10 protein-coding genes are annotated in these 21,638 nt (G+C 46.4%); all 10 read left to right on the plus strand.

Annotation, left to right across the window (positions count from 1 at the left end):
- The first annotated feature begins 1 nt into the window (after position 1).
- The 10 genes from IEV61_RS14480 (at position 2) to IEV61_RS14525 (ending at position 21,575) form a co-directional block, all read left to right on the plus strand.
- Positions 2-2,767, plus strand: coding sequence for an alpha-L-rhamnosidase (locus IEV61_RS14480; RefSeq protein ID WP_188417752.1), 2,766 nt, complete (start codon positions 2-4; stop codon positions 2,765-2,767).
- Positions 2,768-2,780: 13 nt separating this feature from the next.
- Positions 2,781-3,926 (plus strand): sialidase family protein, encoded by a 1,146-nt coding sequence (locus IEV61_RS14485; RefSeq protein WP_188417753.1) that lies wholly within the window; start codon positions 2,781-2,783, stop codon positions 3,924-3,926.
- Between the two features lie 176 nt (positions 3,927-4,102).
- Positions 4,103-5,500, plus strand: a complete 1,398-nt coding sequence (locus IEV61_RS14490; RefSeq protein WP_188417754.1) for an alpha/beta hydrolase family protein — start codon at positions 4,103-4,105, stop codon at positions 5,498-5,500.
- Positions 5,501-5,782: 282 nt separating this feature from the next.
- The gene (locus IEV61_RS14495; protein WP_188417755.1) at positions 5,783-6,694 is read left to right on the plus strand and encodes a sugar phosphate isomerase/epimerase family protein; all 912 of its coding nucleotides are present in this window, start codon (positions 5,783-5,785) and stop codon (positions 6,692-6,694) included.
- Positions 6,695-6,987: 293 nt separating this feature from the next.
- Entirely contained in the window at positions 6,988-9,546 is a 2,559-nt protein-coding gene (locus IEV61_RS14500) for an L-rhamnose mutarotase (RefSeq protein WP_188417756.1), read from the plus strand.
- 61 nt (positions 9,547-9,607) lie between these two features.
- Positions 9,608-10,687, plus strand: coding sequence for a Gfo/Idh/MocA family protein (locus tag IEV61_RS14505; protein ID WP_188417757.1), 1,080 nt, complete (start codon positions 9,608-9,610; stop codon positions 10,685-10,687).
- A gap of 18 nt (positions 10,688-10,705) precedes the next feature.
- Complete coding sequence (locus tag IEV61_RS14510) at positions 10,706-12,298, plus strand: sodium:solute symporter family transporter (RefSeq protein ID WP_188417758.1); 1,593 nt, start codon at positions 10,706-10,708, stop codon at positions 12,296-12,298.
- A 2-nt stretch (positions 12,299-12,300) separates the two neighbouring features.
- Positions 12,301-14,598 carry an alpha-L-rhamnosidase-related protein gene (locus IEV61_RS14515; RefSeq protein ID WP_188417759.1) on the plus strand — a complete coding sequence of 766 codons (2,298 nt, stop codon included), beginning with the start codon at positions 12,301-12,303 and terminating at the stop codon, positions 14,596-14,598.
- A gap of 230 nt (positions 14,599-14,828) precedes the next feature.
- A complete protein-coding gene (locus IEV61_RS14520) occupies positions 14,829-18,083 on the plus strand; it encodes a glycoside hydrolase family 2 TIM barrel-domain containing protein (protein WP_188417760.1) in 3,255 nt (1,084 codons plus the stop codon).
- Between the two features lie 135 nt (positions 18,084-18,218).
- A complete protein-coding gene (locus tag IEV61_RS14525; protein ID WP_188417761.1) occupies positions 18,219-21,575 on the plus strand; it encodes a glycosyl hydrolase in 3,357 nt (1,118 codons plus the stop codon).
- The last annotated feature ends 63 nt before the right edge of the window (positions 21,576-21,638 follow it).

The raw sequence follows: 21,638 nt of genomic DNA on the forward strand, positions 1-21,638 counted from the left end.
AATGAGAATATTTAAATATATAAAGCATTTTTCAGGGGTTTTAGTGAGCATTATGATGCTGACTGGCTACGCCTTTGCCGCCGATATTCAGCTGCAAAACCTGCGCTGTGAAATGTTGTTCAATCCGCAGGGAATAGATGTAACGGCACCCCGCCTGAGCTGGCAGCTCACGGGCAGTGGCCGTAACATTCAGCAAACGGCTTACGAAATTCTGGTAGCTTCATCGGCAGCCAAACTGGCCGCTAACCAGGGCGATCTGTGGACGTCGGGAAAGGTATCTTCCAACGAATCAATCATGGTAGCTTATAAAGGAAAGGCGCTAAAAAGCGGTACTGCCTGCTACTGGAAAGTGAAAGTATATACCAACAACGGCGTAAGCAGCTGGAGCGCACCCGCCAAATGGAGTGTAGGTCTGCTTAATGCCGCCGACTGGAAAGCCAAATGGATAGGTTACGAAAAAGGTTTCCCTTGGGATAGTATTGCTAAATTTTCAAGACTTTCGGCCCGCTACTTCCGAAAGGAGTTTACATCGGCAGCAAAGGTAAAAAGGGCAACGGCTTATATATCGGGTTTGGGTCACTATGAATTGTATCTCAACGGTAAATACATTGGCAACGAGGTACTGACCCAAATGCCAACTGATTATAATAAATCTGTACAATACAGCACATACGATGTTACCGCCGATGTTAAGCAGGGCAAAAATGCCATTGCCAATGTGTTAGGAAACGGGCGTTACTTTACCATGCGCCCTATATACAAACCCAAAAAAGTAAAAGAGTTTGGCTTCCCCAAAATGCTGCTGCAACTGGATGTGGAGTATGAAGACGGCCACCACCAGTTAGTCATAAGCGACCAAACTTGGCGTATGACCGCCGATGGCCCGATCCGCACCAATAATGAGTACGATGGCGAAGAATATGATGCCACTAAAGAACTACCCGGCTGGAATAAGATCGGCTTCAATGATACCAAATGGCTGAAACCGCAGCTAACCCCTGTACCAACCGGCAAGTTAGTTGCCCAAATGAGCGAACCCATCAAGGTAATGCAAACCCTGAAGCCACAAAAGTTGGCGGAGCTTAAACCCGGCACCTGGATTATGGATATGGGCCAAAACATGACCGGCTGGATCAAGCTGAAAGTAAAAGGCAAACGCGGCGACAAAGTAACCCTACGCTTTGCAGAAACCCTGGAAAAAGACGGCAGCCTGTATACCGCCAACCTGCGCGACGCTAAAGTAACTGACACCTATGCCCTTAAAGGCGGTGCGGAAGAAACGTGGCATCCGGTATTCGTATTTCATGGTTTCCGTTATGTAGAAATTACCGGCTATCCCGGCAAACTAAAAGAGAGTGATTTTGTGGGTGAGGTAGTATACGATGCACTGGCTACCATCGGTGAGTTTGAAACATCGAACGCTACTATTAACCAGGTTTATAAAAATACATGGTGGGGCGTCGCCGGTAACTATAAAGGCATGCCCATTGATTGCCCGCAACGCAACGAGCGCATGCCCTGGCTGGGTGATAGGGCCACCGGCTCATTAGGTGAAAGCTTTATTTTTGATAACCAAAAGCTGTATGCCAAATGGTTGAACGATATTGAAGAAGCCCAAACACCCGAAGGTGCCATCCCCGATGTAGCCCCGGCTTACTGGAACTATTACAGCGATAACATGACCTGGCCCGGCACATACATCCTCATTGCCGATATGCTGTACAAGCAATATGGCGATGTGCGCCCAATTGAAAAGCATTACCCTTCCATGAAAAAATGGTTAACCTACATGCAAACCAAATACATGAAGGATTACATCCTCACCAAAGATAAATACGGTGACTGGTGCGTTCCTCCCGAATCACCGGAGCTCATTCACGCTAAAGATTCATCGCGCACCACTAACGGGCAACTCATTGCTACGGCCTACTATCACCGTATGTTGTTCCTGATGAAACGCTTTGCCAAAATGTTAGGTAAAGAGGATGATGCCAAGGCTTATTCGGCGTTGTCGTTAAAAATTGCGGACGCGTTTAATACCAAGTTTTACAACACGCAAACACAACAATATGACAATGGTACGGTAACTGCCAACTTGCTGCCGCTATACTTTGATATTACCCCGGTAAATAACCGTAAGGCAGTATTCAATAACATAGTGAAGCGGATAACCACTATTGATAATAACCATATTGCCACCGGTGTTATTGGTACCCAATGGCTCATGCGCGGCTTAACCGAATATGGTCGCCCCGATTTAGCCTACCGCATTGCTACCAATAAAGATTACCCAAGCTGGGGCTACATGGCCGAGCGTGGTGCCACCACCATATGGGAGCTCTGGAACGGTGATACCGCCAATCCCAGCATGAACTCGGGTAACCACGTGATGTTACTGGGTGATCTGATCGTTTGGTATTATCAAAATTTGGCAGCCATTAAAGCAGGGATAAACCAGCCGGGCTTCAAACAGGTGATAATGAAACCTATAATGACCAATGGATTAGACTTTGTAAAAGCCAGTTATAAAACGCCATACGGAATTGTAAAAAGCGAGTGGAAAAAAGACAAAGATTTTACCTGGAACATCACCATTCCGGCCAATGCTACGGCGCTTATTTCAATTCCTGCAAAATCGGTTGATGGGATTACCGAAGGAGGAAAGAAAGCGGCCGAAGCGGAAGGACTAAAGTTTGTAAAAATGGATGGCGATTATGCTGTTTACGAAGCAGGGTCGGGTGAGTATAAATTCAAATCGGTATTTTAACAACGGGAGGGATATGAATATTATGGGTCGATTTTCTTATATATTTTTTGGATTACTGTGTTATGCCGGTTCAATCCGTGCGCAAACTATAAGCAACCCCTGGCGTTCGGGTATTGTTACCGATGAGTTTATTTACGAAACAGCGCCCTACAAAGAATGTCATTCGGCCACCATTGCCGAAACACCTCAAGGTTTGGTAGCATCGTGGTTTGGCGGCACCAAAGAGCGTAACCCCGATGTATGTATTTGGGTGAGCCGCAAGGTCAACGGCAAATGGACCGAAGGTATCAATGTGGCCAACGGCATACAAAACGATACACTGCGCTATCCATGCTGGAACCCCGTGTTATTTCAGATCCCTAAAGGTGATTTGATGTTGTTTTACAAAATAGGACCAAGCCCCTCTACCTGGAAAGGCTATTTAAAAACGTCAAAAGATGGTGGCAAAACGTGGTCGGCCCAGCAGGCTTTGCCCGAGGGTTATTTAGGTCCAATCAAAAATAAGCCGGTATTGATAGACAAAAACTTGTTTTGTCCAACCAGCACCGAGGGCAAAGGCGGCTGGCGAATCCATTTTGAAGTAACGCCCGATTTTGGTAAAACCTGGAAACAGGTTGAAGTAGCTAAAGGGCCTGATTCTTTGGAAGGTATACAACCCAGTATTTTAAAATATAAAGATGGCCGGCTGCAAATTTTAGCCCGCAGCCGTAACCGCTCAGTATTGGAGTCGTGGTCTGCAGACCAGGGGATGACCTGGACGGCTTTGGCAAAAACTAAGTTGCCTAACAACAACTCGGGCACCGATGCCGTGACCATGAAAGACGGCCGACAAGTGTTGGTATACAACCATGTGCTGCCGCCAGGCAAACTTGCCAAAGGTGCCCGTACACCGCTGAACGTAGCGGTTAGTAAAGACGGAAAAACCTGGTACGCAGCTTTGATTTTAGAGGATTCGCCCATTAGCCAATATTCCTATCCATCGGTCATACAAACCGGCGATGGTATGCTGCACTTCGTATACACGTGGCGCCGCCAACGCATTAAATATGCCGTGGTTAATCCTAAGAAGATGAAATTGGTGGAAATTAAGAACGGCGAATGGCCAAAGGTTGAAGGGTATACGCTGCCGGAGATTAAGGGTGAAACGAAGGATTTGTAGCCCCCAGCCTCCTAACAGGGGAGTGGGAGTTAAAAATAGCAGTTTTTAATAACTACCAGGGCAATGTAACACTATATGTCATTGCGAGGAGCGATAGTGACGTGGCAATCCCATTGAGATGGGTTTGGAGGAGATTGCCACGCTATTGCTCGCAATGACATATTTATAAAATTAAAATGTTAAACTACATCAAAATAAGTCTGATCAATACATGTCTCCTCATAGGAGGTACCCATGCTTTTGCTCAAACCAATAATTCAGATAACGACTACAAAAAGCCACTAAAACAGGTACTTGCCGAAATACAGGATAGGTTTCATGTGCAGGTAAAGTACTCTGAAGATATGGTGAAAGACCGCTTTGTGCCTTATGCCGATTGGCGCTATAAACCTACCGCAGCCAAAACTCTGGCGGCGGTTTTAGCCCCTTTAGATATGAAGGTGAACGAAGAAGGACCTAACGCTTTCAAACTAAAATACTATGAGTATTCGCGCATAACGCCCGAAGAAGGTCGTGAAAAGCTGGCTTACCTGTCGTCGTTTTATCATGATAAAGCCAGTTGGGAGAAACGAAAATACGACCTGCGCCCGTGTATGTTGCAGGCGCTGCAATTGTCGCCCATGCCGGCCAAACCTGCGTCCAAACCTATCATTACCAACAAGCGGGTAATGGATGGGTACACCATTGAAAATATTGCCATTGAGACCTTACCGGGTGTTTATGTATGCGGTTCGTTATATAAACCTTTGAAAATTAAGGGTAAAATACCGGTAGTGCTTTGTCCCGACGGGCACTTTGGCGATGGCCGCTACCGTGCCGACGGACAGTACCGCTACGCCACGCTGGCCCGTATGGGCGCTATGGCTATCAGTTATGATCTGTTTGCCTGGGGCGAATCGCTGCTGCAATTCAAAGGTGAAGATCATCGCCGTAGCTTAGCCATGACGGTGCAGGCCCTGAACAGTTTCCGCATACTCGATTACCTGCTGTCGCTTAAAGAAGCTGACCCTAACCGCGTGGCCATTACGGGCGCTTCGGGCGGGGGCAGCCAAACCATGTTGATTACCGCGTTGGATGATCGCATTAAGCTAAGTGTACCAGTAGTGATGTTATCCAGCTATTTTTCGGGCGGATGCCCCTGCGAAAGCGGTCAGCCCGTGCACTTGTGCGGCGGCGGTACCAATAACGATGAACTGGCCGCTATGGCTGCACCGAGGCCGCAACTGGTCATATCTGATGGGGGCGACTGGTCTGCCAACGTACCCGACACAGATTTGCCCTACCTGCAAAAAATATACGGCTACTACGGCAAACCCGAAATGGTTCAAAATGCACATTTTCCTAAAGAGGGGCACGACTACGGCAAATCTAAACGACTGGCTATGTATGACTTTGTGGCCAGGCAGTTCAAGCTAAACATCAACGCTGTAAAAGGCGCCGACGGTAAGGTGGATGAAAGTAAAGTAACTATTGAAAAATTTCCGGCGCAATACGTATTTGGTGCTAACGGTGAAAATTTGCCTAAGAATGCGATACATGGGTTTGGGGAGTTGGAAAGGCTGTTTGCAAAGTAAGAGCCCTTCTTAAATCCTACCTGGGGAGGGAGGACTTAAAATGAGAGGTGGAAACATAACCAACTTATCAGTCTGAGCTTGTCGAAGACTTAGCAAAACGGTGGAATGCTTCGACAAACTCAGCATGAGATACCGCATTAGATAGGAGCGGGTGAGGTGCTGAAACAAGTCTTACATTACAGGAACAATATTATAACAAAGCTGTCAGTCTGAGCTTGTCGAAGACTTAACAGAGCGGCGAATGCTTCGACAGGCTCAGCATGACAGAAGAACAAAAACAATATGGAAACCATTAAACAAACACGGCGCAATTTTATCGCCCAAACTGCCTTACTAACCGGCAGCTTCATGCTGGTCCAAAGTAACTGGGCATCGGTATTTGCAGGTGCGGCCAAAGGGCAGCGGTACAGGGTAGCCGTAGTGGATCTGATGATTTTGAAACGCCAGAAGTTAGGCGCTTTTCAACTAACCAAAGACATTGGGGCCGATGGCGTAGAAGTAGATATGGGGGGCCTGGGCAACCGGCCAACTTTCGAAAGCCAGTTGGCCGATCCTGCCATTCGACAACAATTTTTAGATAAAGCCAAAGAGCTGAACCTGGAGATATGTTCATTGGCCATGACCGGCTTTTTTGCACAATCGTTTGCCAAACGCGATGGTGTAGACCGTATGGTGCAGGATTGCATCGATACCATGAAAGCCATGAATGTTAAGATAGCTTTTTTACCCTTAGGCGTAAACAGCGACCTCACCAAAAACCCGGAACTGCGCCCCGCGGTAATTGAACGCCTGAAATTAGTTGCACCCAAGGCCGAAGCTGCCGGTGTGGTTATTGGAATAGAAACATCATTAAGCGCAACGGACGAGGCTAAATTGCTGGATGAAGTAGGCTCAAAGGCTATCAAAAGCTATTTTAATTTTGCCAATGCCTTGGATAACGGCAGGGATGTAAGCGAAGAACTGAAAATATTAGGCAAGAAACGCATCTGCCAGATTCACTGTAGCAATACCGACGGCGTTTGGCTGCAAAACGACCCAAAAATAGATTTAAAAAAAGTGAAGAAGACCCTGGATAAAATGAAGTGGGAAGGCTGGCTGGTAATAGAACGCTCGCGCGATGCCAAAGACCCGCGCAACGTAAAGTGGAATTTCAGTGCTAATACGGCGTATGTGAAAGCGGTGTTTCAGGGGTGACTTTGGTTTATTAATAAAATGTCAGTCTGAGCTTGTCGAAGACCTGTGCACTTTGCTAAGTCTTCGACAAGCTCAGACTGACAAGCCAATTTACAATTTTTCATAAAGTGGTATTGCGTGCGGTTGCCACGTCGCTATCTCGCGTAATGACATGATAGGACTAATAAAAATTAAAAGATACTGTCATCTCGAACGATAGTGAGAGATCTTTTCCAATAGTTAGGTGGACAACTCGTCCCCTTGAAAAGATTTCTCGTTATCACTCGAAACGACAAAGACTAAGTAATAAACGAATGCAAAACGCTTTACGCAAACTACTCTTCTTTCTGTTGATAGTAACCCTATCAGCAAGCGTAAATGCTGCAGATATATTTGTATCGCCGAAAGGCAATGATGCCAACGCAGGTACCCAAGCTAATCCCAAAGCAACATTAAACGCCGCTTTACGGCAAGCACGTGAAATGCGGAGGCTAAACGATCCTGCCATAAAAGGAGGCATCCATATCATTCTTTCGGGCGGATTGTATAGCTTACAAGAGCCGGTGTTCATCCGTCCCGAAGATTCGGGCAGCGAACAATCACCCACCTGGATAGAAGCCGCAACTGGTGAAAAACCTGTGTTAAGTGGAGGGGTGGCTGTTAACGGCTGGGAGAAACTGGGCACTAAAGTGCCCGGTTTACCATCAGCGGCACAAGGTAAAGTTTGGATTACGGCGTTGCCTCAATTTGAAGGTGCACAGTTACAATTCAGGCAGTTGTGGATAAATGGCGCTAAAGCCATCCGTGCACGTGAAACAGATAACGATAATCAGATGAACCGGATACTGGCGTTGGATAAAGTTAAGCAGGAGATGTGGATACCAACGCCTGCGGTGAAATTACCAGCCAATGCCGGTCAGCTTGAAATGGTAATCCATCAAATGTGGGCCATTGCTAACCTGCGGGTAAAAACTGTTACCACCGAAGGGAAGCGCACTAAACTAACCCTTCATCAGCCCGAAAGCCGCATTCAGTTCGAGCACCCATGGCCACAGGCAGTTATTGATAAGGATAACCAAATGAATGGCAACTCCGCTTTTTATTTGGTAAACGCCATAGAGCTCTTAAACAAACCGGGCGAATGGTATGCCGATAGCAAAACCAACAAACTGTACTACTGGCCCCGTGCAGGCGAAAACATGGCTATAGCAAAAGTAGTTGCCCCCGCTTTGCAAACACTGTTGAAAATAACCGGTACCATAGATAGACCGGTAAGTTATGTGCACGTTAAAGGGATTGGTTTTGAGCATGCTACCTGGCTGCGCCCATCGCAACAGGGGCATGTGCCGCACCAGGCCGGTATGTACATGACCGATGCGTACAAACTTAAAGTGGCAGGTACGCCCGAAAAGAAAGGCCTGGAAAATCAGGCATGGGTTGGTCGCCCTGCGGCGGCGGTTGAAGTAACTTATGCCAACCATACCGGTTTTGAAAATTGCCGCTTTGAGCACATGGCTTCTACCGGGCTCGATTACCAGCGTGGTACGCACGATGACGAAATTAAAGGAAACCTGTTTAAAGATATAGGGGGTACCGGCATCCAGGTGGGCGTTTTTTCCGACGAACCTGTCGAAGTGCACCTGCCTTACAACCCAACCGATCTGCGCGAGGTTTGTACCGACGAGCGCATCAGCAACAACCTGGTGACCGATGTTACCAATGAAGACTGGGGATGCGTAGGTATTGGCGCGGGCTATGTTAAAAACATCAGCATAGAGCATAACGAGATCAGCGAGGTATCATACAGCGGCATTAGCATGGGCTGGGGCTGGACGAAGTTGCCCAATGTAATGAGCGGTAACAAGATAATAGCTAACAAGATTCATCATTATGGCAAGCACCTGTATGATGTGGCCGGTATCTACACCTTATCCGCCCAACCCAATTCGCTTATTGCTCAAAACGTGGTAGATAGCATTTATAAGGTTCCTTACGCGCACGACTTGCACCATTGGTTCTACCTGTATTGCGATGAAGGGTCGTCTGAATTCACAGTAAAAGACAACTGGTGCCCGGCCGATAAGTTTTTGCAAAATGCCAATGGTCCAGGTAACAAATGGACTAATAATGGTCCGCAGGTAGCCGTAAGCATTAAACAAAACGCAGGTTTACAGACTAAATATCAACAACTTTTTAAGTACCGAAATGCTACCGGCAAGCCATCCGCCATTAACTATATAGGCTACGATGCCAGAGCCGATAAGCCGCAGGTGATAGAAATTGTAGGCGCTGATGATAAAACGCCGGATGTGAGCAAGATCAAAGATTTGTGCATTCGCAATGGCATCCCTTCATCGGCTATTTATGGATGGAAGAACAGGGTAACTATATTTGGTTACATCCCCGGTGCCGGGCGCATCAAAAAGCAGTTGCAGGAAATGTTTACCGGTGCCGAGGTGAAGCTTTATGATAGTCCGTTTTACGTGTTCAGCAACAAGGAACATTGCGGTAACACGGCTCAAACAGCAACCCAATGGGACAACATTATCCTTACCGCTAACTTGATGGCCGACCCTAAAAAACAGCAGCAGTATTTGGACTATCATGCCACCCAGTTTCAGAAATGGCCGGAGGTTGCCAAAGGATTTTGCAATGCCAGCTTCCAGCAATTGCTGGTGTTTAAAAGTGGTCGTCAGCTCATGCTCATCATCAGCATCCCCAAGGGTGAAAACCTCGACAAGCTAAACCCTAAAACTACCGAGAACAACCCGCGGGTGAACGATTGGAATAACATCATGAAGCAGTACCAGGAGGGGGTGAGCGGCACCAGGCCCGGCGAGGTTTGGGTGTTTATGCAGCCTGCGGAAAAATGAAGTTTTGAAGTGGTTTTTTGAAGTTTAATGAAGTTTTATAAGGAAACCTGAACAAAGAATTATGCTAAAAATAGGAATATTAGGATTGGGCGAGGGTCGCAGCACCATGTCGGCGGCGTTGCAAAGTGAAAAATGCGAGCTGAAAATGGTATGCGACCGCAGCCTGGACACCTGCCAAAAACGGGCGGAAGAGTTCAAATTTCACCAGTACACGACCGAGTATCAGGACATGCTGAATAATCCGGAGATTGACCTGATAGCCATTTATACGCCCGATCATCTCCATGCCGAACATGTAAAACAAGCCTTGTTGGCGGGTAAGCATGTCATTTGTACCAAACCTTTTATTGATGATTTGAAAGATGCTAACGAATTAATAAGTCTCTCTGAATCAACCGGTAAAAAGGTATTCATAGGGCAGAGTTCCCGGTTTTTTGAACCTGCCAAAAGACAGCGTAAAGACTTTGAAGCGGGCTTAATAGGTGACCTGATCACCATTGAAGCCGAATATCATGCCGACCACCGCTGGTTTCTGGAAAAGCCTTGGGCGCTCGAACAAGCGTTTAAATGGCTGTACGGCGGTTTGAGTCACCCGGTTGATTTTGTTCGTTGGTATTTGCCTAATATAGAAGAAGTTATGGGTTATGGTATGATCAGTGCCAACGGTAAAAAAGCCGGGTTGAAGAATGAAGATACCATGCACTTTATCTTTAAAGCAACCGATGGTCGTATTGCGCGTGTAAGTGGTTGTTATACAGGCCCTACGCAACCTGCCCAACGCGATAGCGGTATGAGTACCATACTGCGAGGTATCGAAGGTGCCTCGCAAGCCGATTACCACGAGCTACGCTATGCCATCACCGATAAAACCGGTGAAGAAAAGATAGTACAATGGGGCGATAAATATATCAAGTATTATTTCCGTTTTGAGGGGCAAAGTCATCATGCCGGTGAGTATCAAAATTACATAGAATATGTAGCTGATTGCCTTGAAAGCGGCCAAACAGCGTATCCTGATGTTAAAGAGGGCATAGGTACAGTCGCCTTATTGCAGGCTATGGACCGCTCGTTAAAAATCGGTAAACCGGTTAAAATCAATGATGTTTTGACAGAATTTGGCCTGGCCATTCATACATTATAAGCCTGAACTTTACCAAGCATGGGGAACATCGCACAGCATCTTACCACGTTAGACTATCTTATTGTAGCTGCTTATGTGGGCATACTTCTTTTCTTAGGTGTACAGGCCAGCCTTAAAAACCGCAAACGCGGCGATGATGAGACACTGTTCCTGGGAGACCGCTCGCTGGGCTGGAGCAGTATCGGCTTTAATATGTGGGGGACCAACGTTGGTCCATCTATGTTAGTGGCTTTTGCCGGTGTAGGTTTCAGTACGGGTATAGTGGCTGTTAACTTCGATTGGTATGCTTTTATATTCTTGATGCTGCTGGCACTCATTTTTGCACCACGTTACCTGGCAGCTAAAGTGAGTACCATGCCCGAGTTTATGGGTAATCGTTACGGCGATTCTACCCGCACCATTCTGGCTTGGTACGCACTTATAAAAATACAAATTTCGTGGCTCTCATTAGGTTTATATGCCGGAGGTACGCTGGTAAGGCAAATACTGGGCATCCCTATGTGGCAATCGGTAATTGTACTGGTAGCGTTTGCAGGGTTGTTCACCTATATGGGCGGGCTTACCGCTATTGCTAAAGTGAATGTTTTTCAGATGCTGCTGCTCATTGTAGTATCGGTTATGCTTACCGTGCTGGGCGTTAATAGGGCAGGTGGTTTATCGTACGTATACAAGCATGTACCCGGCCATTTCTGGAACTTGTTTCACCCTGCATCCGACCCTAATTATCCGTGGTATGCCATTATGCTGGGCTATCCCGTTGCGGCTGTGGCCTTCTTTTGTACAGATCAGTCGATGGTGCAATCGGTATTGGGCGCTAAAAACCTGGAACAAGGCCAGTTAGGTGTTAACTTTATCGGTTGGCTTAAAATACTATCGTTGCCGTTATTCATCTTCACCGGTATACTTTGCCGCATCATTTTTCCTGATTTAAAAGACGAGAACTTGGCTTACATGACTATGGTGACCAACCTGTTCCCTGCGGGTTTGAACGGCTTGGTCATCGTGGTGCTTATAGCCGTTTTAGTAGGTACTATAGGCTCGTCCCTTAACTCGTTAAGTACGGTTTTTACCATGGATATTTATGCCGAGCGTATCAATAAAAAGGCTACTAACAAGCAACTGATCAGCGTAGGCCGCATGTCTATCATCGTGGGCTGTATATTATCAGTAGGTGTAGCCATTGCGTTGGACAGTATTAAAGGACTCAAGTTTTTTGATGTTTTTCAGTCGATATTAGGCTTCATTGCACCGCCATTGTCTGTTGTGTTTTTGCTGACAGTGTTTTGGAAACGTACCACACGCTTGGCTGTTAATACGGTATTATCTGCTGGCTCGGCATTTAGTTTAACGGTCGGCATCTTGTACTTATGGGTTTTTCCTAAAGCTGAGTATCATTTTTGGCCGCATTATTTAATGCTGTCGTTTTACGTTTTTGCTTTCCTGATGGCTGTAGCTGTACTGGTTTCTTTGTTAGATTGTAACCCTAAAACATACATTGCTGGTGAACACGAAGAACGGGATATGCCTAAAACATCATTAAAGGTAAAAATTGCCTGGGCACTGCTAACATTGGTGATGATAGTCCTCTACATCATATTTAACGGACATTAATTATGAAGAACTTAATACAAAACACAAATAAAAATGTTATTGCCAGGAGTGATAACGACGTGTCAACCTCGTCGCATACCGATATAGCTGAGAGAAAGATAGGTTTTAAAAGTTCTCCCTTCCGGGGAGGATTTAGGAGGGGCTTCCTGCTTTTCTTCGCTCTCCTTTCCCTCTTCGCCCCCGAAATTAAAGCGCAAACCAAAGCCACCTGGATTTGGTACCCCGGCGATTACGAAATATGGCTAAGCAATAAAATGCAGAACCGCCGTACCGAGCGCGGATCGTTTTTTCCGCCATTCTGGAAACTGGACAGCCATTATGTTTTAACTGACTTTCATAAGGATTTTAACCTATCTGCACCCGAAGAAGCGGAACTGATGGTAGAGGGTCAGTATAACTTAAAAGTTGATGGAAAGGCTTTTTCAGGCTATCCTAAACGCATAACCTTACCTGCGGGTAAGCACCGCATCAGCCTTAAAGTATATAACCAGGGCAGCGTACCTGCGGTATTTGTGAAGAGTGCGAATGTGGTTTCGGACACCTCGTGGAAGGTGACTTATGAGGATAAGGAATGGATAGATGCTTCAGGTAAAACGTCGGATATATCAGCTACACAGTATGTGCCTGCTGGTGCCTGGAACTTTAATGAAGTTACCTCGCTACCATCACAGTTTCACTTACCAACTAAGGCGCAGAAAGCGGTTACTACCGATAAAAAAGCACATTCTATTTTTGTTGATTTTGGTAAGGAAACCTTTGGTTTTGTTAAGCTGCACAACGTAATAGGCAAAGGTAAGGCTACCATTTACTATGGCGAATCGAAAGAGGAAGCCATGAGTACCGATGGTGGCGAACTGGTGGATCAACTGGAGATCAACCAGCCGCAAAACGGCGATATTACTTACGATGGTTCGCGTGCATTCCGTTATGTAAATGTGGTTTATGACGATGCGGTGAGCATGGATGAAGTATCCATGCTGTATGAGTATTCTCCTGTGGAGCAGCGTGGTAGCTTCAAGTGTTCGGACGAGCAGATTAATAAAATTTGGGAGGTATCGGCCTATACTATGGAGTTGAACACCCGCGAGTTTTTTATTGACGGCATTAAACGCGACCGCTGGGTATGGTCGGGCGATGCTGCGCAGAGCTATTTAATGAACTATTACCTGTACTTCGATTCGCCTACGGTTACCCGCACCATAAGTGCTTTGCGTGGTAAAGACCCGGTGACCAGCCACATCAATACCATTATGGACTATACTTTTTACTGGTTCATCAGCATTTATGATTATTACCAGCATACGGGCGATAAGACATTCATTCAGCAATCGTACCAGCGCATGCAAACCATGATGGACTACTGCCTGGCGCGACGTAACAAAGACGGGTTAATGCAGGGCCTAACCGGCGATTGGGTATTTATTGACTGGGCTGATGGCCTGAGCAAGCAAGGCGAAGTAAGTATTGAGCAAATGCTGTTTTGCCGCAGCCTGGAAACCATGGCTTTATGTGCCGATATTATGCACGATGGTAAAGCCGCCGCCCAGTACAGCTCACAGGCAAAAGACTTAAAAGAAAAGCTGTTTACCTACTACTGGGATGCACAAAAACACGCTCTGGTGCATAGCCGCATGAACGGTAAACCTACTGACAACGTGACCCGTTACGCCAATATGTTCGGCATCTTCTTCAACTACTTTACCGAAGCCCAAAAGCAGGAGGTAAAGAAATATGTGCTGATGAACGATAAAATTCAGAAGATCACCACCCCATACATGCGCTTTTACGAACTGGAAGCCCTATGCGCCATGGGTGAGCAGGATTACGTTCTGAAGCAAATGAAAGATTACTGGGGCGGGATGCTAAACCTCGGCGCTACCTCATTTTGGGAGGAATACAATCCCGATAAAAAAGGGGCCGAGCATTACGCCATGTATGGCCGTCCATTTGGTAAAAGCCTTTGCCATGCCTGGGGGGCCAGCCCTATTTACCTGTTAGGTAAATATTATTTAGGTGTAAAGCCTACCGGTCCTGGTTATCAAACTTACTTGGTTGAACCTCAATTGGGTGGACTTAAATGGATGGAAGGTACGGTGCCAACACCTAACGGTGATATTAAGCTAAGTATAACCACCTCGCAAATTAAACTCAGCGCAGCAACCGGTATAGGTACCATCCGTGTTAAAAGCAAAACCAAGCCGGTTTGCAGCAATGCAACGGTTAAAATGGTGTCGGCAGGCTTGTACGAAGTTAGTACACAAAAGGGAAAAGATTATACAATAAAATACACCGCAATTTAAGCAAACTTGCATATTAAGACCGCCGGTTCAAGCGTCCACGCTTGAACTTAAAGCAGGTGTAAGCGTCCACGCTTACATTAATCATAAGCGTAGACGCTTATACTAAAATGGTTCAAGCGTGGACGCTTGAACCGGCGAAGGAAATGCAAAGAATCATAACAATCAAAAGTATAAAGCCCTCCCTCCCGGGGAGGGTTGGGAGGGGATTTTGCGTAGGGCTTCTTTTTATAATGCTTCCGGGTTCGTTATTTGCTCAACTGGTAGATAAGACTCCGGCAGCAGTGCCTAATGCTCCAGCAGTATTTAACACCGAACCATGGGAAGATCCGCTGGTAAGCGGCATAAACCGTGATGCTTCACGTGCTACGGCTTACTCGTTCAGCAATGTGGCCGATGCCTTGCAGGGCGACCGTGAAAAATCTGGCCGGATGCTGTCTTTAAATGGCCAATGGGATTTCACCTTTGCCGAAAACCCGGGTGCTGCGCCTAAAGATTTTTATAAGAGCCGCGTAAGCGGATGGAAGAAAATAACCGTACCCTCTAGCGTGGAAATGCTGGGTTATGGCAAGCCGATTTACAAAAGCGCAGTATATCCTTTCCGCCCAGTTAACCCGCCGCATGTACCGCTGGATGTGAATGGCGTTGGCAGTTACCAGCGTACCTTTACCTTGCCTGCTAGCTGGAAAGACATGAATGTCACCCTGCATTTTGGCGGCGTAAGTTCGGGCTTTAAGGTATGGCTCAACGGTAAGTTTTTAGGGTATGGTGAGGATAGTTTCCTGTCGTCGGAGTTTAATATCACCCCTTACTTACAGGCCGGCGAAAATATCGTATCGGTGCAAAACATTCGCTGGAGCGATGGTTCTTTTTTGGAAGATCAGGATCAATGGCGTTTAAGTGGTATCCACCGCGAGGTGATGTTGCTGGCCGAGCCTAAATTGCGCATTGCCGATTTCTTTTACCAAACCAAGCTGGATAAAGATTATAAAGATGCGCTGTTAAGTATTCGTCCACGGATTGAAAATCTGACCGGTAAAGCCATTGCGGGTTATCAAATTAAAGCCCAATTGTTCGATAAGAACAAAAAACAGGTATTGCAAAAACCTTTAACCCGCAGTGTGGAAAGCATTATCAATGAAATCTATCCCAGGTTGGATAATGTGAAGTTTGGTTTGCTGGAAACCAAGATAACCAACCCCGCTAAATGGAGCGATGAACAACCAAACCTTTACATGCTTACCCTATCGTTAGAAGATAGTACCGGCCATGTGCTGGAAGTAAAAAGCTGCCGATTAGGTTTCCGCAGTATTGAGTTTTCAAAAATGGATAGTAAGTTGCTGATCAACGGCAAAGTGACTTACTTGTACGGCATTAACCGCCCTGACCATCATGCTGTAAAAGGTAAAGCGCTATCGCGCAAGGATATTTTAAACGATGTGCGAACTATCAAGCGCTTTAACTTTAACTGCATCCGTACCAGCCATTACCCAATGGATCCGTATCTGTATGACCTTTGCGACCAGTATGGTATTTTAGTAATAGATGAGGCCAACCTCGAAACACATGGTTTGGGCTCTAAACTGAGTAACGACCCGCAGTGGACCAGCGCCTACCTTGACCGCGCCACCCGTATGGTGATGCGCGATAAAAACCACCCGAGTATTATTATGTGGAGCCTGGGTAATGAGGCCGGCCGGGGACCAAACCATGCTGCTATGGCCGCCTGGATTCACGACTTTGATATTACCCGCCCTGTACATTACGAACCGGCCCAAGGCACCCCGCAAGCCGAAGGGTATATAGATGTGACCGATGCGCGTGCCCTCAAACCTAATGATCACTCGCACCGCATTCAAAACCCCATAGATGAGCCTTATGTAGATGTGGTGAGCCGAATGTACCCCGCCCTTTACACTGCACCCTTGCTGGCCAACCAGCCCAACGGCGATACTCGTCCTATATTCTTTGTAGAATATTCGCACGCCATGGGTAACTCCAACGGTAACTTAAAAGACCTGTGGGATCAGTGGCGTTCAACCAAACGTGTAATTGGTGGTGCTATTTGGGAATACAAAGATCAGGGGTTGCTGAAAAAAGATTCTGCCGGAACGGAGTTCTTTGCTTATGGTGGCGATTACGGTGAAAAGTATTTCGATAATTTTACCATTAAGGGAACCGTAGCATCCGATGGTCGGCCTAAAGCGGCGATGTTCGAATGTAAGCATGTTTTTCAGCCGGTGGTAAGCCAATTGGTTGATGCTGCCAGAGGTTTGGTGAAGATTGCTAACCGTAGTGCTGTTCAATCATTAGCTGGTTACACTATGCTGCTGCAAGTACGCGAAGATGGACGTGTTATAGTAACCAAAGCTTTACCGGCTATCAGTTTAGCTGCTGGTAAGGACACGGTGATCAGCATCAAAGCATACTTGCCATCATTAAAAGCAGGGCATGAGTATTTAGCCGATATTCATTTCAGCTTAGCTAAAGATGAACTATGGGCAGCCAAAGGTTACGAAATAGCCGCCGACCAGTTTGCATTGAATGGTTTGCCAGTTACCAAATCATCATTTAACAAAGGTGTGGTTGCATTAGCAGATAATACCGACACTTATACCTTAACCGGTAAAGGATTTAAGGTAAGCATCAACAAACAAAACGGCGCATTAAGCTCCTATATCTATAACAATCAAGAGCAAATATTCGCGCCTTTGCTGCCGCATTTCAGCCGCCCGGTAACTGATAATGATCATCGTGGCTGGAAAGCCGATCGTAAATTAAAGCCTTGGTTTAAAGCCGTACCAGTACTTAAAAACATCAAGGCTGATAAGCAGGCTAACGGCTCGGTAACCATCACCAGCAACTACAGCCTGATCAATGATAGCGCCGCTGTTACCGTAATATATACCGTAAATGGTATGGGCGTTATTAAAGTAGAGCAACAATTGACACCCAAAGTTAAGGGCTTACCTAACCTGCCTAAAGTAGGTATGCAAGGCGGCATTAAACGCAGCTATGATAACATCAGCTGGTACGGCCGTGGGTTGATGGAAAACTACATCGACCGTCGCAGCGGTTTTGAAGCAGGTATCTATAGCCAGTCTATAACAGATTTTATGGAAAACTACGCCGTTCCGCAAGAAAACGGTAATCGTACTGATGTGCGCTGGATGCTCCTGGCCGATAAACAGCAAAACGGCTTACTGGTAGTGGCCGATAGCTTGCTGAGCATGAGCGCCTGGCCTTATACCGAAGCCAACATCGTAGCCGCCAAACACACCAATAAACTGAAAGATGCCGGTTTCATCACCTTGAATATTGACTTAATTCAAATGGGCTTAGGCGGCAACGATAGCTGGTCGGATGTGGCAGCACCGCTGGATATTTACCAGATACCCGCCAAGCCGTATAACTATAGCTTTTACCTGTATCCGTATAAAGGGAGTGTGAGTAGTGTGACCGGTGTGGTTAGTAAAGTGAAGAATTAAGAAACAAAATATAAAAACCTGTCATTTCGAGTGATAACGAGAAATCTTTTTAAGTAAGTAGCAAACCTGAAAGTTCGAAAAGATCCCTCACTATCGTTCGGGATGACAGGTTGTAATAATCGGTAAACCAAACCAATGAAAAAACTCATTCCATCCCTACTGCTTTGCATCATTTGCCTGGGTTCATCTATAGGGGTAACGCAAGCACAGGTTCGTGGTAAAGTAATGGCCAAAGTCGATCTGGAGCAGTTGTTCAAACATCCGCCTCAATCGGCTAAGCCCTGGGTGTTTTGGTACTGGATGCAAGCTGCCGTAACCAAAGCTGGTATTACAGCCGACCTGGAAGCCATGAAACTGGCTGGTATGGGCGGCGCTTATTTAATGCCTATTAAAGGTGTAGCTAACCCGGCCTGGATAACCCCGCCTGTTGAGCAGTTGACCCCCGAGTGGTGGGCCATGGTTAAGTTTGCCATGCAGGAAGCCGACCGTTTAGGTCTGCAAATGGCAATGCACGATAGTGATGGTTTTGCGCTGGCCGGTGGCCCGTGGATAACACCCGAACTCTCCATGCAAAAAGTGGTATGGAGCAAAACCTTGATTAAGGGCGGACAAACATTTAAAGACACCCTTCAAAAGCCCGAAAGCTACAAAGGTTATTATAAAGACATTGCCGTGCTGGCTTATCTGTCACTGCCCGGTTCGGGCATCAGTACTAAAAATATAACGCCTCAAATTGCCAGTAGCGTAGAGGGTGCCACCAATGTGCAGTTCTTAGCAGATCCAAATAACAAAAAGAATTTCATCAGTGCCGACTCCTGCTGGATGCAATTAACATTTGCTGTACCGTTTACCTGCCGTTCGCTGGTTATTCGCAGCAACGCACCAAATTATCAGGCCGAGCGCCTAACCATTGCAGCGAGTAATGATGGTAAAACGTTTCGCAAAGTTATGCAATTACAAGCCCCCCGGCACGGCTGGCAAGATAACGATGCCGACATCACACAAGCTATTAGGCCAACCACTGCTAAATACTTTAGGTTTATATATAACAAAGAGGGCTCCGAACCCGGTGCCGAAGATTTGGATTTTGCCAAGTGGAAGCAATCGCTCAAAATAACTGGTATTGAGTTATCTTCCGAACCTCGCATTCACCAATACGAAGGTAAAACGGGGGAGGTGTGGCGTATTAGCAAAAATTCTACCACCGAGCAGTTGCCCGATGATTTGTGTATCCCGAAGGATAAGATCATCAACATTACAAATAAACTGGACGCCAATGGCAGGTTGAATTGGGATGCACCTGCCGGTAACTGGACTATATTACGCATTGGTCATACCTCTACCGGTCATACCAATGCTACAGGAGGTAAAGGTGCCGGTTTGGAGTGCGATAAGTTTAATCCTGATGCTATTAAGCTTCAGTTTGATAGCTGGTTTGGCGAAGCCTTTAAACAGATAGGCCCTGATTTGGCTAAACGTGTGCTTAAAGTTTTTCACGTAGATAGCTGGGAGTGCGGCAGCCAAAACTGGTCGACCACATTTGCGCAGGAGTTTCAGCAGCGTCGGGGGTACAACCTAATGCTTTACCTGCCTGTTATGGCCGGCGTGCCAGTAGAAAGTGCGGCACGATCGGAAAAAGTATTAGCCGATGTACGCCAAACCATTGCCGAATTAGTGGTGGATAAGTTTTACGGTACCATGAGCAAATTGGCTCACGAGAAAGGATGCACCTTTAGCGCCGAAGCGGTAGCGCCAACCATGACCAGCGACGGACTGCTGCACTACAGTAAAGCCGATATTGCCATGGGCGAATTTTGGCTGCGCAGCCCCACACACGATAAACCCAACGATATGCTCGACGCCATTTCGGGCGGGCATATTTATGGTAAAAATATTATCCAGGCCGAAGCTTTTACCGAACTGCGTACCATGTGGGATGAACACCCGGGCATGTTAAAATCTCTGGGCGACCGTAACCTGGCTTTAGGGGTGAATCGCTTGGTTTTTCATGTAAATACGCATAACCCTTGGTTAGATAAAAAGCCCGGTTTAACATTAGATGGCATAGGCCTGTTTATGCAGCGCGATCAAACCTGGTATAAGCCCGGCCGTGCCTGGATTGAATATATACAACGCTGCCAGGCACTGTTGCAACAAGGTCACCCGGTAACCGACATTGCCGTATTTACCGGTGAAGAAACCCCAAGGCGCTCATTATTACCCGATAGATTAATACCTACGTTTCCCGGCTTGTTTGGCGCTGAAAAGGTAGCCCGTGAAAAGGAACGCTTAGCCAATAAAGGCTTACCCATGCGTACCATACCTATTGGTGTAACCAGCGGCGCAAATATGCTGGATGCCGATGCTTTGGTGGATCCATTACATGGTTACCAGTACGATTCCTTTAATCTCGATGCCCTGATGCGTTTGGCTGTTGTGAAAGATGGTCGAATACAACTACCGGGAGGTGCCAGTTACAAGGTGTTGGTTATTCCTGGCCATACGCAAATGCTGCCCAATGGTGCCGTTATTTCGCAAAAGGTGGTTGACCGTTTAAATGAGTTAATTGCTCAGGGCGCTACTATTATTTACCACCCTGATGCTGGTCCTGCGTTAAAACAAACAGGTAAAGGCCGCCTAATTACCGGGCCATATCAGCAAGGCGACCTTAGTAGTATTGGCTTATCCAAAGATTTAACGGCTGTTGATGCGTCAGGTAAATATGCAGGTAATATTGCCTGGAACCATAGGACTACAACAAACGAGGATGTTTATTTTATTTCCAATCAACTTAATGAAAAGCGCACGTTTCATTTATCCTTGCGTATGTCTGGAAAAATTCCAGAGTTGTGGGATGCAGTAACTGGTGAAATGCGCGAAGCAGCAGGTTGGCAGGTGCAAAACGGTCGTACGGTGTTACCTGTTAACTTAGAGGCTAATGGTTCGGTGTTCGTGGTGTTCAGAAAAACAGGTGTAGCCAATCTGAAAAAAAAAGAGCTTGTATTCCAGTCTGTACAAACGCTGAAACCGGATTGGACAGTAACCTTCGATCCAAAAATGGGTGGCCCAAAAGCACCGGTTAAATGGACCGCATTGCAGGATTGGAGCCAGTCGGCAGATACCACTATTAAATACTATTCGGGTACAGCTATCTACGATCAAACGTTTACTTACAAACCTGGCAAAGAGCAATCGTCTATTTATTTGAATTTAAATAAGGTTGATGACATGGCCGAAGTGTTTGTAAACAACGTTTCCTGTGGTATAGCATGGACGGCTCCTTACCGCGTTAACATTAGTAAAGCTTTAAAGCCAGGGGTAAATCAAATATGCATAGCCGTTACCAATACTTGGGCCAACCGCCTTATGGGCGACCATGCCTTACCTAAAGAAAAACAAATAACCTGGACCAACGCGCCTTACCGTTTAGAAGGTAAGGAATTGCTTCCTGCCGGATTAATTGGGCCAGTGGTGATTGAGAAAAGTAATTAAAAAAACAAAATTGTCATCTCGAACGATAGGGAGAGATCTTGTTCAAGATGCGAAGTATACAAC

It is taken from the genome of Mucilaginibacter galii (assembly GCF_014635825.1).
GTDB classification, from domain to species: Bacteria; Bacteroidota; Bacteroidia; order Sphingobacteriales; family Sphingobacteriaceae; genus Mucilaginibacter; species Mucilaginibacter galii.